A 14,865-nucleotide genomic window follows, 5' to 3' on the forward strand; every position below is an offset into this window, starting at 1 on the left:
CATGCGCGCTGAAGCTCAGAACACCGTTACAGAGATCGAAAAATCCCTGACCCTGTTGCGCCAGCGCATGGATTGGGAAACCGCGGCCTATCGTCTGGAAGAGTTCAACGCGCGGGTGGAAGACCCGAACCTGTGGGATGACGCCGCAGCGGCGCAGAAACTGATGCGCGAGCGTCAGACTTTGGTCGATGCGATGGACAATGTGACTGCGATTGAGACCGAACTGTCCGACAACATCGAGCTGATTGAATTGGGTGAGATGGAAGAGGATGATGAGGTTGTGGCCGAGGCCGAAGAGGCCTTGAAATCGCTGGCGGTCAAAGCAGCGGAGAAAGAGTTGGAAGCGCTGCTGGATGGTGAGGCGGACGGCAATGACACCTTCCTGGAAATCAACTCTGGCGCGGGCGGCACGGAGAGCTGTGACTGGGCCAGCATGCTGGCGCGGATGTATGTGCGCTGGGCCGAGAAGAAAGGCTATAAGGTTGAGCTTCAGGCCGAGAGCGCGGGCGAAGAGGCGGGCATCAAATCGGCGGCTTATAAGATTTCCGGGCACAATGCCTATGGTTGGTTGAAGTCGGAGAGCGGCGTGCACCGGTTGGTGCGGATTTCGCCGTTTGACAGCGCCGCGAAACGTCACACGTCGTTCACCTCGGTGAAAGTCTATCCAGTGGTGGATGACAACATCGAAATTGAGGTGAACCCGGCGGACATTCGGATTGATACCTACCGGTCCTCCGGCGCCGGTGGTCAGCACGTGAACACCACCGACTCCGCGGTTCGGATCACCCACCACCCTACCGGGATTGTGGTGACCAGCTCCGAGAAATCGCAGCACCAGAACCGCGATATTGCCATGAAAGCGCTGAAGTCGCGGCTGTATCAGATTGAGTTGGACAAGCGCTCTGCTCTGGTGAACGAGGTGCATGAGAACGCCGGTGATGCGGGCTGGGGCAACCAGATCCGCTCTTACGTGTTGCAGCCCTATCAGATGGTGAAAGACCTGCGCACCAGCTATGAGACCAGCGACACCAAAGGGGTGTTGGATGGCGATCTGGACGGTTTGATGGCGGCGACATTGGCGATGGACGTGTCAGGCATGAGCCGCGCGGATGCGCAGTCTGAGGACTAAGGCCGGCTTGGGTTTGAGGGGGCTTTGCCCCCGTCATCGCAGGCGGTGACTCCCCCAGGATATTTGTGGAATGAGAATGTGCAGGCGCGTCACCGAAAGGTGGGGCGTTTTTTTTGTTTGTGCGTGCGCTTGTGTGTTTAACCTGTTCATGATCCTCTGAGGGGGAAGAGGAGCAGGGTATGGCAGAGTTTCTGGATTGGGATGCAGGCAAGCTGGCAGCGGCGTTGCGTGGCGGGGAACTGAGCGCGGAGACCGTGATGGCGGCGACTTTGGCGCGGATTGAGGCACGGAACCCTGAGGTGAACGCGATTGTGGATTTGCGCGAGGCAGAGGTGTTGCTGGCGGAGGCGCAGGCAGCGGATGCGGTGCCGTTTGCCGAGCGCGGTGCGTTGCATGGCATGCCCATTGCGGTGAAAGCGCTTTCCGATGTGAAAGGCATGCGGACAACCGAGGGCAGCCCGTTGTTCGCGGATCGGGTGGCTGAACGTGACAGCACGTTTGTGGCACGGATGCGGGCGGCGGGGGCGATTTTTATTGGCAAGACCAATGTGCCGGAGTTTGGTCTGGGTTCGCACAGTTATAACCCAGTGCATGGGGTGACATTGAACCCCTTTGATGCGAGCCGCACGGCAGGGGGCAGTTCCGGCGGGGCCGGGGCAGCCCTCGCGATGAACATGGTGGCGCTGGCGGATGGCAGCGACATGATGGGCAGCCTGCGCAATCCAGCGGGGTGGAACAACGTCTATGGATTCCGGCCAAGCTGGGGGACCGTGCCCAAAGAGGTTGGGGCAGAGAGCTTCTGGCAGCAGCTGTCCACCATTGGCCCGATGGGGCGCAGCCCGCGTGATTGTGCGCTGTTGCTGTCGGTGATGGCCGAAGCCGAGGCGGGGGTGCCGTTTAATATGCCAGAGCGGGACTGGGACTTGCCGGAGGCCTGTGATGTCGCTGGCGCGAAGGTTGGCTGGTTGGGCGACTGGGGCGGGGCGATGCCGATGGAAGCGGGGATTTTGCCGCTCTGTGAGGCGGGGCTTTCGGTGCTACGAGAGCTTGGCGCAGAGGTGGAAGATGTGGCGCCGCCGTTTGACGCGGAAACTCTGTTTCAGAGCTGGAGTGATTTGCGGGCCTTTGCCTTGGCTGGTGAGTTAGCCGCGCTTTATGAGGATGAAACCAAGCGCGCGCGGCTCAAGCCGGCGGCGCAGTGGGAAATTAAGCGGGGCATGGAGATGGCGGCGATGGAGCTGCATCGCGCCACCAAGGTACGTTCGGAGTGGTTTGCGAGAGCCGCTGAGCTGTTTGATACCTATGAAGTTTTGGTGTTGCCCGTGGCGCAGGTGTTCCCTTTCCCGGCAGAGTGGGATTGGCCCAAGGAGATTGCTGGTGTCGCGATGGACACCTACCACCGCTGGATGCAGGTGATGGTGCCCGCGAGTTTGCTAGGGTTGCCTGCGATCAGCGTGCCGGTGGGGTTTAGCGATGAAGGCCTGCCGATGGGCATGCAGATCATTGGCGCCAAAGGCACGGATGTGCGGGTGCTGGAGATTGCGCAGGCCTACCACGCGGCGACCAACTGGCCGAATAAACGCCCGCCGCACAGCGCAAACGGTTGATTTAAGGCAGCAAACCAGCTTTGATCGCGGGGGAGCGAGCAGGCGCAGGGAGGGCGCATGTCTGAGGAGACCAATGTGGGTGCGGAGGACCAACGCACCACGAGTAAACCCATGAAAGAAACTCAACTGTCTGCCGCGCGCACCGCCAATGGCGAGCGCGACCACGGAGCGCCTGCGATGGGCGATGTCACGGTGGGCATGTTGGGACAGTCGCTGCGGTTGGGGCTGCGCGATTTTATCCGCAAGCCGATGTACGGCATTGGCTTTGGCCTGTTTTATGTGATTGGCGGCTGGCTGATGACCTGGCTGACCGTGGCCAGTGGTCAGAGCTATTGGCTGACCTTTGCGGCCATTGGCTTTCCGCTGCTGGGACCGTTTGCGGCTGTGGGACTGTATGAGGTCTCGCTGCGACTGGAGCGCGGCTGGGAGATCAATTGGCCGTTGATTGCTGGTGTGGTCTGGCGTCAGAGTAAGCGGCAATTGCCGTCGATCTGCGCCATCATCATCATTGTCTTCCTGTTCTGGTTCTTCCTGGCGCATATGATTTTTGCGCTGTTTCTGGGGCTGGCACCGATGACGAATGTGTCGAGCTCCTTTGAGATCTACACCACCACAAACGGCATCACGATGTTGCTGGTCGGCTCGATAGTTGGCTTTTTGTTTGCGCTGCTGCTGTACATGATCACGGTGTTGTCCTTGCCGCTGTTGCTGGATCGCGAGATTGATTTTGTGACCGCGATGATCACCAGCTTTGCCTATGTGCAGAACCATTTTGTGGTGATGCTCATCTGGGCGGCGATGGTTGCGGGCCTCACCTTTGCCGCGCTGATCCCTGGGTTTCTCGGTTTGTTGATTTGCCTTCCGGTCCTGGGCCATGGCAGTTGGCATCTGTACGCGCAGATCAAAGCGGCGGGTGCGCAGGACAGCTAAACAGGGGCAGGCGAGATGGTTGAGATAAGGCCGGAGTTTGTAATTTCGGACGAAGCGGGATTGCGGGAGGTGTTCAAGATGCCGAACCCGGAGTCATTGTCACAAAAGAAATGCATCGACTATCTGGACAAACATGCGCGCGATTTTATCGCACGCGCGCCGTTCCTGTGTTTGGGCACGCAGGCGCCGGATGGCTTGGCGGATGTGACGCCGCGTGGTGATCCCGAAGGTTTTGTGAAAGTGCTGGATGCGCGCACATTGGTGATCCCGGAGCGGCCGGGAAACAACCGGATTGACAGTCTGACCAACATTGTGGCGAACCCCAATGTGGGGTTGATCTTTCTGGTGCCGGGGTTTGACGAGACGTTGCGGGTGAACGGCACCGCACAGGTAACAACGGACCCAGAGCTGCTGGCGCTGATGGAGGTGCAGGAGCGTCTGCCGCGTGCGGCGATTGTGGTCTCGGTGGTGGAGGTCTTCCTGCATTGCGCCAAGGCGTTTCGGCGCTCCAAACTGTGGGATCCGGCGTCGCTGCAGGACCGTAGTGAGATGCCTTCGCTGAGCAAGATGGTACTGGATCAGAGTACGGGCGCGCCCGAGGACCCAGAGGAAATGGCCGCCCTCGATGCGCAGTTGGAAGCGCGGTATCGGGAAACGATGTACTGAGGTGCAGCGTCAGTTCTCGCGGCCCGTGGCTTTGAGTTTCTGGTGCAATTCGGCTGCTTTGGGGTGGTCGGTTTCCAGCGCGTAAACGTAGGCTTGGGTGAAGTAGAAGCCTTTTGCCTCGGGTTTGTCCGTAGCAGCCGCTGCTTCCTCGTAGAGCGCGACCAGCGCGTGTTTGTCACCCGCGGAATGGGCGGCGAGTAGGCGGGATTCCAGGTCGCTCATGGAGCGCGGTGCGCTTGCAGACGCGCGGCGACCCAATCGTGAAAACAATGGGTGGGCGCGTCCATGGCAGGGGAGAAGCGCCCGCCGTCAAAATGGGGCGCGGAGCGGCCGCGTTGCATGCCTTCAACAACAAGGATGTCTTCTTCAAACACCTGTTTCCATTGGGCGGCGTTTGTGGCGCGCAGGGCGTCGTCGGTGTCTTGGTGGGCGTAGTAGAGATGCACGTGCTCGCGGGTTTGATTGTGGGCCAAAGGTTCCAGGATGATGGCAAAGGCGTGATCGCGCTGCGCCCCGAGGAGCACATTGGGATAGAGCGCGACGTATTCGGCGCCTTGGTCCCAGAAGGTGGGCAAGTTGGCGAAGTCGGGGAAGGTGATGCCATCCTCGGACGTGAGTTGGCGGTAGACGTGGGTGCCTTGGCCGGAGAAGTGCTCCGGTTCGACGATGTTGTAGTGATCTTCCAGGCGCGAGTAGCTGTTCAGCCCTGGGTGCACCCAGGGCAGGTGGTAGCTTTCGCAGTAGTTTTCGACGGCGAGCTTCCAGTTTGTGGCGACATCTAACGTGAAACGGCTGTCTGCGCCGCCGTGGAAGTAGGGCTGCTCAAAGGCGTCCCAACGGGAGAGCAGCGCGGCGTGTTGGTCCTCAAAGGCGGGGGCGTCGCCGGAGATGTTGATAAAGACAATGTCGTGCCAGATGTGGGAGCGGACTGCGATCAGGCCGAGCGTGGTGCGGTCTATGTTTGGATCGGTGTTTTGGCCGGGACCGCCGACGTGGGGCGTGGTGACCAGACGGCCATCAGTAGCATAGCACCAGGAATGGTAGGGGCAGCGGATCGCGCCTTCGATTTTTCGGGGTTCCTCGACGAGGATCATACCTCTGTGGCGACAGACGTTGTTGAAGACCCGCACGGAGCCAGCTTTGTCGCGTAAGAGCAGGAGCGGCATGCCAAGGAAGGTCAGCGGCACAGCGTCGCCAGGTTCCGGCACATCGGAGGCGACGGCCAGTCCTGCCCATGTGGTCCTCAGCAGGGCGTCGGCTTCTTCTGAAAACATAGCCGGATCGGTGTAATGCGCGTTGGGCAAGCCGTTGGCGGTGGCCACGGGCTGGCGCACGGCGGTTAGGGGATCGGCGAGAGATTTCCGGTCGGACATGGCGGGCTCCTGTGGCTGGCACAGGTAGCCTAGGCGGCAAGTTTGAGGCTGGTCCGGCCTGTCTGCGACAGCGGATGCCGCAGATGCGCCAGTCAGGTAAACGGGGTGTCGAGCATCAGGTGGCGTTTGTGAAAGTCCGGTAGCTCGTCCGGATCGACGTAGCCCGTCTTGCGGGCCAGGGCGACTGTTTCCTGAAGTGGCAGGTCCATATGTTCATAGACCATGCGGGCAACGCGGCGCCCGCGCAGGGTTTCGCGTGTCGGGCGGGCAGAATAGCCCAGCCAGAATTTGTTTTGAAAGGCAGCCACGCGGCCGAGGAAGTTGAAGGTGGCGGCCATGTTGTGGCGGTGGGAGACGTTGATCGAGATGCCGTCTTCTTGCGGCGAGACATAGCCGCGGTACTCGCGCAGAGGGCCGTTGGTGGGCAGGCCGTGCGCACTCATCGCTGCGCGGGGCTCGTATCCACGCAAAAAGGTGTATTGACCGTCGCGGAACACATAGACCACCCCAACCACCACCAGATCGTTTTCCACAAAGCTCTTGCGGGAAAAGCGGTAGAACCCGGACGGGAAGGCCTCTTCTGTGAGGGCCTGCATGCCGCTGCCGACAGTGCCGGCCAGAAACGGGTGGTTGAGCACGCCCGGGCGGGTGTCCAGGGCCTCCAAGGGTTCCAGCAGGACGCGGGCGTCAACGTCAAAGAACTGGCAGATCAGGTGCAGCACATCGGGGCGGGGGAAGCTCTCGCCGGACAGGTAGCGGTTGAATTGAGTGCGGTTGATTCCCAGCTGACGGCACAAATCGGAGACTGATCGGTATGGCGCGCAAAGCTGCCGGAGATTTCGCCCAAACATTTCTCGCAGTTCTGATGGATGCGTTTCGCTTGGCGATTCAGTCTCGGGTTGTGACAATTGGCTCTCCGGCTGTGTTTGTCATTGAAAGACCCGCAGAACGTGTGCAAAATCCGCATATGGCCAAAATCGACGCTTAATGGCGTCATCTTGGCGCATATTGGCACCAGCTTGCAATGGGGTCGACACAAAATTGGCCATAGGTTGATGGGAAACTGGCTGTAGGCTGGGGCAGGGACATGATCCGGCTGTGTTTTTGGTAGGGTCATTTGTGCACGGGACATAACGAGTTTCAGGGGAGGGAAGGGAATGAATGGCGTTGTGCTTTGGCATGACAACAAAGGTGGTACAGCGGTTATTTGGTGCGAGGATCACGCGGATCTGGCCTATTTCAATGCCGAGAAAGACGCGTCTGCTTTGGGGAGCGACGTGGTCACATTGGCGGCCGGTGATCTGGTGATGTTCGAAATATTGTTGGTAGGGCATCAGCGGCGGGCGTTTAATCTGCGTCGCCTGGCGCCGGGCACGCCTTTGGCCGAGCACCTGTTGCAGGCGGCGATGGCCGTGGAAACCGGAGAGGTTGGCCGCGCGTTGCGGGCGGCGTTGCACTTGCCGGAAGCGGTGAAGGACAAAGAGACCTCGGCAAAGGTGATTGATCTGGAGGCGGCGGCACGGTCGCGCAAGGTCAGTTAGCTGAACCCGGGCACTTCGGACAATCAATCAAAAGAAAAGGGGCCACGCGGCCCCTTTTTTACTGCGCTGAGCAGATGGTCTTATTCGGAGCCGCGCGACAGGGCAGCAACGCCGGTGCGGGCCACTTCGATCAGGCCCAAGGGGCGCATGAGGTCGGCAAAAGCGTCGATCTTGCTGGGGGTGCCTGTGAGTTCAAAGACAAAGCTCTCCAGCGTGCTGTCCACCGCGTTGGCGCGGAAGATGTCGGCCAAGCGCAAGGCTTCGACGCGTTTTTCGCCAGAGCCCGCGACTTTGAACAGGGCCAGTTCACGCTCCACGGAGGCGCCTTCGACGGTCAGGTCGTGCACGTCGTGTACTGGTACGATGCGGCCCAGCTGGGCTTTGATCTGTTCGATGACTTGCGGCGTGCCGGTGGTCACAATTGTGATGCGCGACAGGTGGCCGGTGTGGTCGACCTCGGCCACGGTCAGGCTTTCGATGTTGTAGCCACGGCCGGAGAAGAGGCCAATCACGCGGGCCAGAACGCCCGGTTCGTTGTCCACCAGAACGGCCAGCGTGTGGGTTTCAACCTCGTCAGAGAAGTTCGGACGTAGGTTGTAAGCGGAGTGGCTCGTGGAGCCTTTTTTGATTTTTAGAGCAGCCATGATCTCTCTCCTTACACCAGAACCGCGCCGCCAGCTTCGATGGCGCCTTGGGTACTGGCTTCGCCCAGAAGCATTTCGTTGTGCGGTTTGCCCGACGGGATCATCGGGAAGCAGTTCTCGTGTTTCTCCACCAGACAGTCAAAGATCACCGGGCCGTCGTAGTTGATCATTTCCATGATCGCCTCGTCCAAATCATCCGGATCAGAACAGATGATGCCTTTGGCGCCAAAGGCTTCGGCGAGCTTCACAAAGTCGGGCAGGGCTTCGGACCAGCTGTGGCTGTAGCGTTCGCCGTGCAGCAGCTCTTGCCACTGGCGTACCATGCCGAGGCGTTCGTTGTTGAGGATGAACTGTTTGACAGGCAGACGGAATTGCACGGCTGTGCCCATTTCCTGCATATTCATCAGCCAGGACGCTTCGCCGGCCACGTTGATCACGAGGCTCTCGGGATGGGCCACTTGAACACCAACAGAGGCAGGCACGCCATACCCCATGGTGCCGAGGCCGCCGGAGGTCATCCAGCGGTTGGGATCTTCAAAGCCGAGGTACTGCGCGGCCCACATTTGGTGCTGGCCCACCTCCGTGGTGATGTAGCGGTCGTGGTCTTTGGTCAGAGCCTCAAGACGCTCCAGCGCGTATTGAGGTTTGATGACTTTGCCTTCCTGAACGTATTTCAGGCATTCCACTTTGCGCCAATCACTGATCTGGCTTTGCCATTTGGCGATGGCTTCGCGGTTCACGGTGCGGCCACGGGCTTTCCAGACTTTCAGAATGTCGGTCAGCACGCTTTCCACGTCACCCACAATCGGGATGTCCGCCGGGATCACTTTGTTGATCGAGGAGGGGTCGATGTCGATGTGGGCTTTCTTGGAGCCGGGCGAGAAGGCGGAGATCAGGCCGGTGATACGGTCGTCAAAGCGCGCGCCGATGTTGATCATCAGGTCGCAGTCGTGCATCGCCATGTTGGCTTCGTACAGGCCGTGCATGCCCAGCATGCCGAGCCAGTTCTCACCAGAGGCCGGATAGGCGCCAAGGCCCATCAGGGTCGAGGTGATTGGAATGCCAGTGGCGTCCACCAGTTCACGCAGCAATTTAGACGCTTTGGGGCCAGAGTTGATCACGCCGCCGCCGGTGTAGAACACCGGGCGTTCGGCTTTTTCCATCGCTTCAACCAATTCGTTAATCGCGGTGATGTCCCCTTTGGTTTCCGGCTCATAGATCGAGGTGTCCGACTTCTCCGGTGCGGTGTATTTGCCATTGGCAAACTGCACGTCTTTCGGGATGTCGACAAGCACCGGGCCAGGACGACCGGAGCGCGCCACGTGGAAGGCCTGGTGCAGGGTTTCAGACAGGGTGTCCGTGTCCTTGGCCAGCCAGTTGTGTTTGGTGCAAGGGCGGGTGATACCCACGGTGTCTGCTTCCTGAAAGGCGTCCGAGCCGATCATGAAGGTAGGCACCTGGCCGGTCAAAACCACAATCGGGATCGAGTCCAGCAGGGCATCGGTCAGGCCGGTCACCGCGTTGGTTGCGCCCGGGCCGGAGGTTACCAGCGCCACGCCAACCTTGCCGGTGGAGCGGGCATAGCCTTCGGCGGCGTGCACCGCGCCTTGCTCATGACGCACCAGGATGTGGCGAATGTCATTTTGCTGAAAAATCTCGTCGTAAATCGGTAGAACCGCGCCTCCGGGATAGCCAAAGACTGTGTCCACACCCTGATCCTTCAGGGCTTGAACCACCATTTTTGCTCCGGTCATCTGACGTGTCATCATTCTCTCCGTTACCGACGACATTACTAGCTCACACAAAAAAGCCCCCGCTTATCAGCGAGGGCGCATGGGGTACCGTTATGGTGTCCGTTACCGGCCCATGCGCCTAATTCCGACAATGACGACTAGCCTTGGCATCGTATTTGTCCTCAAGTGGGGTCACTTATTGTGTTCGGATCGGACCTTATGGCTGCTGCATCGCGGCGTCAACCGCGAAATCTACAGAAAAGCACCGTTTCGGGCGTAAAATCTTTGCATTTGTTGCGCGGGCTACCGGCTTTCGCGAAATTTGAGGAAAAATCATGGGCGAATTCAGTTTGAATCAGATCACACCGTTTGTTCCCTGCAGCAATTTGGCGCGGCAAATCGCGTTTTATCGGGATGTGTTGGGCTTTGAGGTGGGATTTACGGCCGTTAACTACGCATTCTTGCGGCGTGAGGCGGTGGCGGTGCGCTTGATCGAAGTGGAGGCGAAGGACGACCTGACTGGGCGGGAGATGTCGTTTTACATCGACGTCATCGGGATAGATGCGCTCTTTGCAGACATGCGAGACGCGTTGAACGGTCTGCCAGAGGGGCGGGTGCGCGCGCCATTTGATCAGGACTATGGCCAGCGCGAGTTTCACGTGCTGGATGAAGACGGAAACCTTGTGTTTTTTGGTGAAGGGATTGCTGACGGGCCTGGTGCATAGGAAGGCTTGATGGGGGCCAGCCCCCATACCCCCGGGATATTTGCGGCCAAATGAAGTGCTGAGTTACAGCCCAACCCCGGTGCCTTGCAGCACGCCGTGTTCCATGGCGTAGCGGGTGAGGCCAGCCGTCGACGAGATGCCCAGCTTGCGTTTGATGTTTTTGCGGTGGGTTTCTACAGTGCGTACTGAGATGTTGAGCTCGTTGGCGACTTCTTTGTTGGATTTGCCCTGGGCCAGTTGCAAGAGCACGGTTTGCTCCCGGCTGGTGAGCGGTTCGCGGGCACCGTCCTCTGATGGCTCAAGCGAGCCTTTGGCGCCGGTGCAGAGGTATTTCTTGCCGCTCATCACGGCGTCGATCGCGGTTTTGATCTCTTCGGTGGGCACGTCTTTGAGCACATAACCCATCGCCCCGTGGCTGAGTGCGGTGGAAATGTATTCCGGGCTGTCGTGCATCGAAAGGATCAGCACGCGCAGATCCGCGTCCAGTTCCAGCAGCATCTCGGTGGCGGTGAGGCCGCCAATCTCCGGCATGTTGAGGTCCATCAGCACTACGTCGGGCTTCAAGGTCGGTAGTTGAGCCACCGCCTCGCGGCCATTGGAGAGGGTGCCGACAACGGTGATGTCGTCATAGCTTTCCAGAATGGACTCGATGCCCTCGGCCACCATGGGGTGATCGTCGACAATCATCACTTTGATGGTTGTGTCTGCACTCATGCGCTGGCCTTTCGGGTCTTGTCGGTGCCCTCGGTTTCGGGCGTCAGGATGTGGCTTAGCGGGACTTCTGCCACAATCACCGTGCCGGAGCGAGAGGAGAATATGCGCAGGGTGCCGTCGAGCTGTTCAACCCGTTCCTGCATGTTGCGCAGGCCGAGGCCGCCGCGGGCGGAGGGGTCGCGTTCCTGTGGCAGGCCTTTGCCGTTGTCGGCGATGCGCAGAGTGGCACCTTTCTTGTGGCCGCGCACGTCGATGGAAACGGTGGTGGCGCCGGAGTGGCGCTCGATGTTGGTCAGGGCTTCCTGCGCAATCCGGTACAGCGCGATTTTGGCGTCCTGGTCGAGGCGGTTGCGGAAAACCACGGTGTTGAAGTGGGTCTCAATTCCAGTGCGGGTGGAGAAGTCGTCTGTCAGGGCTTTTAGGGCGGGGCCGAGGCCGAGATCGTCGAGCACACCGGGGCGCAGATCGCGGGAGATGCGACGGACTTCCTGGATGGCGCCGGAGAGGTGATCGACGCCTTTTTCCAGCGACTCCAATCCGCGCTCATCGCCGTTCTTGAGGCGGCGGGTCGCGCTATCGAGGGCATATCGCACGCCAACAAGCAGTTGTGAGATGCCGTCGTGCAACTCGCGGGCCACACGGCCGCGCTCTTCTTCTTGGGCGTCAAACACGCGCTGGGTCAGGGCTTTGAGCTTGGCGTCCGCCAGCCGGCGTTCGCGGACGGTGATGAAGAAGCCTGAGAGAAAGACGAGGGTGAGGCAGGCAACGGTGATCACGAGGATATAGAAGGAGGTGCGTTGTACCCGTTCTTCCACATCGGCGCGCGCGGCGGCGACGCTTTCGAGCACGTCATCGATAAAAATGCCGGTCCCAACAACCCACTGCCAATCTTGCAAGCCGACCACATAGGTGACCATCCGCGCGGTTTCGCGGGTCGAGGGTTTGGCCCAGTCAAAGCTGTGATAGCCGCCGCCGGAGCGGGCAATGTCGATCATCGGATCGGTGATTTCGGTGCCGTTGAGATCGGTCAGACCGCGCCAGTTTTTGCCAATCAAGTACGTTTGACGGGGGCTGACGAGGTTGTTGCCCTCGTAATCAAACACAAAGAAATAGCCGTCTTGGCCATAGAGCATGGAGGATAGGATCTGGGTGACGGCCAGTTTGGCCTCGTGGTCATCCGGCGCGGCGCGGCCGTAGATGTTGATAAAGGCGGTGCGGGCAATCGAGATGTAGTTTTTAAGCTCCGCCTTCTTGGCTTCGATCAACTGGGCCTCAAGGGCGCGGATTTCCCGGTCGGCCAATTGGCGAGATTGATTGGCCACCAGAACCGAAATGCCCGCCACCGCCAAAAGCAGGGGCACTGTGGCCAGCAGGAACAGCTTCTGACCGTAAGACAGTCGAAAGAAAGACAGAAAGGGTCGCATGGTCGATTCGTTACGGAAGTTTGGAGGCGAATCATAGGCCAGAATCAGAATCGTTACCGCTAACGATTTTGTAAACGGTCCATTAACCTTTCGAATTGGTCCGGAATTTTTGCCATTTGGTCGGTTTCTACGCGGTAGTGGGTATTTCCTCTACGTAGGGGCAAGGCTAGGCTCGCGGCACTTCAACGATCCGCTCGGAGTCTCTGGAGGGAGACCTGAGCTGAACAACATTCTGGGAGGAAGACCTACATGGATCGTCGTTCTTTTCTAAAAACTTCTGCACTTGGCGGTACCGCAGCAGCGGCAACCACTCTGGCCGCTCCGGCCTATGCCACCGGCAAGCGCACCCTGACCATGGTGACCGCTTGGGGCCGTGGCTTGGCTGGTGTGTTTGATGCGGCGCAGTATGCTGCAGATTCCATCAATGCCATGTCTGATGGTGAGCTGACTGTCGACATCAAGGCGGCCGGCGAATTGGTTGGTGCGCTGGAAGTGTTTGACGCTGTGACCGCTGGTCAGGCTGACATGTATCACGCGGCTGACTATTACTTCGTAAACCAGCATCCGGGTTACGCGTACTTCACCGCTGTTCCGTTCGGCATGACCGCTCAGGAACTGGTGAACTGGTATTACCACGGTGAAGGTATGGCTCTGCACGATGAGCTGGGCGAAATCTTCGGCCTGAAGTCCTTCATTGCGGGTAACACTGGCGCGCAAGCGGGTGGTTGGTTCTCCAAAGAGATCAACGGTCCTGAAGACTTCCAAGGCCTGAAGTTCCGTATGCCAGGTCTTGGCGGTAAAGCTCTGGGTAAACTGGGTGCCTCTGTTGCGACTATTGCTGGCTCGGAAGTTTACCAGGCGCTGGCATCCGGTGCTATCGACGGTACCGAATGGATCGGCCCATGGGCGGATGAAAAAGCTGGTTTCCAGGAAATCACCAAGTTCTATTACACTGCGGGCTTCCACGAGCCAGGCGCTGCGCTGTCTTTGGCAACCAACCGCGAAGTGTTTGATAGCCTGACGCCTGCACAGCAAAAAATCATCGAGATGGCTTCCGCAGCCACCCACCAGTGGAACCTGGCACAGTTCTTGAACAACAACGGTGCGGCGCTTCAGCGCTTGCAGGCCGGTGGCGTGAAAACTCTGGAGTTCCCTGACAGCGTTTGGGATGCAATGGGCGTAGCCGCGAAAGAGACCATGGACGAGTTCATGGACGACGAGCTGTTTGCCAAGATCCGTGCCTCTGTTGAAGAAAGCATGGCGGCGTCCTCTGGCTGGCTGGTTAAGTCCGAAGGTGTATACCGCGCTCAGCGCGACCGTGTGATGGGCTAAGGCCTTGAGGTGATAAGCAAATTGGCCCCCCGGTGTCTCCGGGGGGCCTTTTGCAAAAACGGACAGGGCGCAGAGTGCGGCACTGTCAAAAATCCAAAACAATAAGGGGATGAGGGGACAATGCTGGACGGTCTGGTCTGGTTCTTTTCCAACATCGGCCAAGCCTTTGTGAACGCAGGATATGCGATCACACATCCGGGCATGTGGCTGAGCTGGATTGGCGGCCTGGAGACCACCGAAGACAAACAGGCGCTGATGCGCTTTGTATATTACGGTGGCTCGGTCGAGTTTTTCTTTGTGGTGTTCACGCTATTCTTGATCGTTACGGCGGTTGGGATCGCGCGGCCCAATTTCATGTGGGGATGCGTGCGCGTTCTGGAAGGTCTTGCCAACTCGGTGGGCCGTTTCTTTGCGTGGGCTGGCCTGCTGATGGTTTTGCAGCAAATCATGATCGTCTTCATGCAGCGGGTTTTTGCCGTCGCAGAGATCAGCCTGATCAATGGCGTGGGCTGGTTGACGTATGACGTGAGCTGGTGGGCGGAAGAGCTGAAGCTCTATAACGCGATGATCGTGTGTATGTGTGCGACCTACACCTTTGTGCAGGGCGGCCACGTGCGTGTGGACCTTGTCTATTCCGCGATCAGCCACCGTGCGAAGCGGGTAATTGATATGTTTGGTTCGCTGTTCTTCATGATGCCGGTTGCGGTTCTGACTTGGATGTACGGTTGGTTCTTTATGTGGCGTCATTTGATGACCCCGAAAGTATCTGCGTCTGACAAGATTGAGATCCTGATGAAAAAGGCTCGCATCCTGAAATGGAATGTGGAAACCATCGGCTTTTCTCCTAACGGCTTCAACGCTTACTTCCTCTTCAAAGTGCTTCTTATTTGCTTTGCCGGCATGGTCTTCCTGCAGTCCATTGCGTTCTTCTATCGCTCGTATCTTGAGTTCAAAGAAGGCGCAGGCAGCGCTGGTAAATACCTCGACCGCGATACGCTGGGCGAAGGTGAAGAAGCCTATGAAGGCACACACTGATCTAAGGGGCAG

16 protein-coding genes are annotated in these 14,865 nt (G+C 58.9%); 9 read left to right on the plus strand and 7 right to left on the minus strand.

The genetic code is table 11. The features are described 5' to 3' along the window. The first annotated feature begins 1 nt into the window (after position 1). The 4 genes from prfB (at position 2) to SIB92_RS02300 (ending at position 4,332) form a co-directional block, all read left to right on the plus strand. Positions 2-1,129, plus strand: a complete 1,128-nt coding sequence (prfB, locus tag SIB92_RS02285; RefSeq protein ID WP_412554295.1) for a peptide chain release factor 2 — start codon at positions 2-4, stop codon at positions 1,127-1,129. Between the two features lie 179 nt (positions 1,130-1,308). After that, a complete protein-coding gene (locus tag SIB92_RS02290) occupies positions 1,309-2,736 on the plus strand; it encodes an amidase (protein WP_412554296.1) in 1,428 nt (475 codons plus the stop codon). Between the two features lie 177 nt (positions 2,737-2,913). Continuing rightward, complete coding sequence (locus SIB92_RS02295) at positions 2,914-3,666, plus strand: DUF2189 domain-containing protein (RefSeq protein WP_412555785.1); 753 nt, start codon at positions 2,914-2,916, stop codon at positions 3,664-3,666. A 15-nt stretch (positions 3,667-3,681) separates the two neighbouring features. Beyond that, a complete protein-coding gene (locus SIB92_RS02300; protein ID WP_412554297.1) occupies positions 3,682-4,332 on the plus strand; it encodes a pyridoxamine 5'-phosphate oxidase family protein in 651 nt (216 codons plus the stop codon). A gap of 9 nt (positions 4,333-4,341) precedes the next feature. Here SIB92_RS02300 and SIB92_RS02305 read toward each other — a convergent pair whose 3' ends face one another. The 3 genes from SIB92_RS02305 to SIB92_RS02315 form a co-directional block, all read right to left on the minus strand. Further along, complete coding sequence (locus tag SIB92_RS02305; protein ID WP_412554298.1) at positions 4,342-4,554, minus strand: hypothetical protein; 213 nt, start codon at positions 4,552-4,554, stop codon at positions 4,342-4,344. Then, positions 4,551-5,705: an aromatic ring-hydroxylating oxygenase subunit alpha gene (locus tag SIB92_RS02310; RefSeq protein WP_412554299.1), complete on the minus strand. Its 1,155-nt coding sequence runs from the start codon at positions 5,703-5,705 to the stop codon at positions 4,551-4,553. Before SIB92_RS02310 ends, SIB92_RS02305 begins: the two co-directional genes overlap by 4 nt. Positions 5,706-5,797: 92 nt before the next feature. Then, entirely contained in the window at positions 5,798-6,502 is a 705-nt protein-coding gene (locus SIB92_RS02315) for a helix-turn-helix domain-containing protein (RefSeq protein ID WP_412554300.1), read from the minus strand. A gap of 17 nt (positions 6,503-6,519) precedes the next feature. Here SIB92_RS02315 and SIB92_RS02320 point away from each other — a divergent pair, with 17 nt between their 5' ends. Together SIB92_RS02320 and SIB92_RS02325 are read left to right on the plus strand one after the other, a co-directional pair. Then, positions 6,520-6,693 carry a hypothetical protein gene (locus SIB92_RS02320; protein WP_412554301.1) on the plus strand — a complete coding sequence of 58 codons (174 nt, stop codon included), beginning with the start codon at positions 6,520-6,522 and terminating at the stop codon, positions 6,691-6,693. A 169-nt stretch (positions 6,694-6,862) separates the two neighbouring features. Further along, positions 6,863-7,246 carry a hypothetical protein gene (locus SIB92_RS02325; protein WP_412554302.1) on the plus strand — a complete coding sequence of 128 codons (384 nt, stop codon included), beginning with the start codon at positions 6,863-6,865 and terminating at the stop codon, positions 7,244-7,246. Positions 7,247-7,326: 80 nt separating this feature from the next. On the opposite strand, the gene ilvN is transcribed toward SIB92_RS02325, so the two are convergent. Then, positions 7,327-7,890 carry an acetolactate synthase small subunit gene (ilvN, locus tag SIB92_RS02330; protein WP_294113663.1) on the minus strand — a complete coding sequence of 188 codons (564 nt, stop codon included), beginning with the start codon at positions 7,888-7,890 and terminating at the stop codon, positions 7,327-7,329. 11 nt (positions 7,891-7,901) lie between these two features. Beyond that, positions 7,902-9,656 (minus strand): acetolactate synthase 3 large subunit, encoded by a 1,755-nt coding sequence (locus SIB92_RS02335; protein ID WP_412554303.1) that lies wholly within the window; start codon positions 9,654-9,656, stop codon positions 7,902-7,904. Between the two features lie 302 nt (positions 9,657-9,958). Here SIB92_RS02335 and SIB92_RS02340 point away from each other — a divergent pair, with 302 nt between their 5' ends. Further along, positions 9,959-10,348 carry a bleomycin resistance protein gene (locus tag SIB92_RS02340; protein ID WP_412554304.1) on the plus strand — a complete coding sequence of 130 codons (390 nt, stop codon included), beginning with the start codon at positions 9,959-9,961 and terminating at the stop codon, positions 10,346-10,348. A 63-nt stretch (positions 10,349-10,411) separates the two neighbouring features. Here SIB92_RS02340 and SIB92_RS02345 read toward each other — a convergent pair whose 3' ends face one another. Together SIB92_RS02345 and SIB92_RS02350 are read right to left on the minus strand one after the other, a co-directional pair. Further along, the gene (locus SIB92_RS02345; protein WP_412554305.1) at positions 10,412-11,062 is read right to left on the minus strand and encodes a response regulator; all 651 of its coding nucleotides are present in this window, start codon (positions 11,060-11,062) and stop codon (positions 10,412-10,414) included. Beyond that, a complete protein-coding gene (locus tag SIB92_RS02350; RefSeq protein WP_412554306.1) occupies positions 11,059-12,486 on the minus strand; it encodes a cache domain-containing protein in 1,428 nt (475 codons plus the stop codon). Before SIB92_RS02350 ends, SIB92_RS02345 begins: the two co-directional genes overlap by 4 nt. Before the next feature lie 249 nt (positions 12,487-12,735). Between SIB92_RS02350 and SIB92_RS02355 the strand changes: the two genes are divergently transcribed. Both SIB92_RS02355 and SIB92_RS02360 read left to right on the plus strand, forming a co-directional pair. Continuing rightward, positions 12,736-13,818: a TRAP transporter substrate-binding protein gene (locus SIB92_RS02355; protein WP_412554307.1), complete on the plus strand. Its 1,083-nt coding sequence runs from the start codon at positions 12,736-12,738 to the stop codon at positions 13,816-13,818. A gap of 120 nt (positions 13,819-13,938) precedes the next feature. Beyond that, complete coding sequence (locus SIB92_RS02360; protein ID WP_412554308.1) at positions 13,939-14,853, plus strand: TRAP transporter small permease subunit; 915 nt, start codon at positions 13,939-13,941, stop codon at positions 14,851-14,853. Positions 14,854-14,865 lie beyond the last annotated feature (12 nt).

The sequence above is a fragment of the Shimia sp. MIT1388 genome, assembly GCF_047124445.1.
Classification (GTDB): Bacteria; Pseudomonadota; Alphaproteobacteria; order Rhodobacterales; family Rhodobacteraceae; genus Shimia.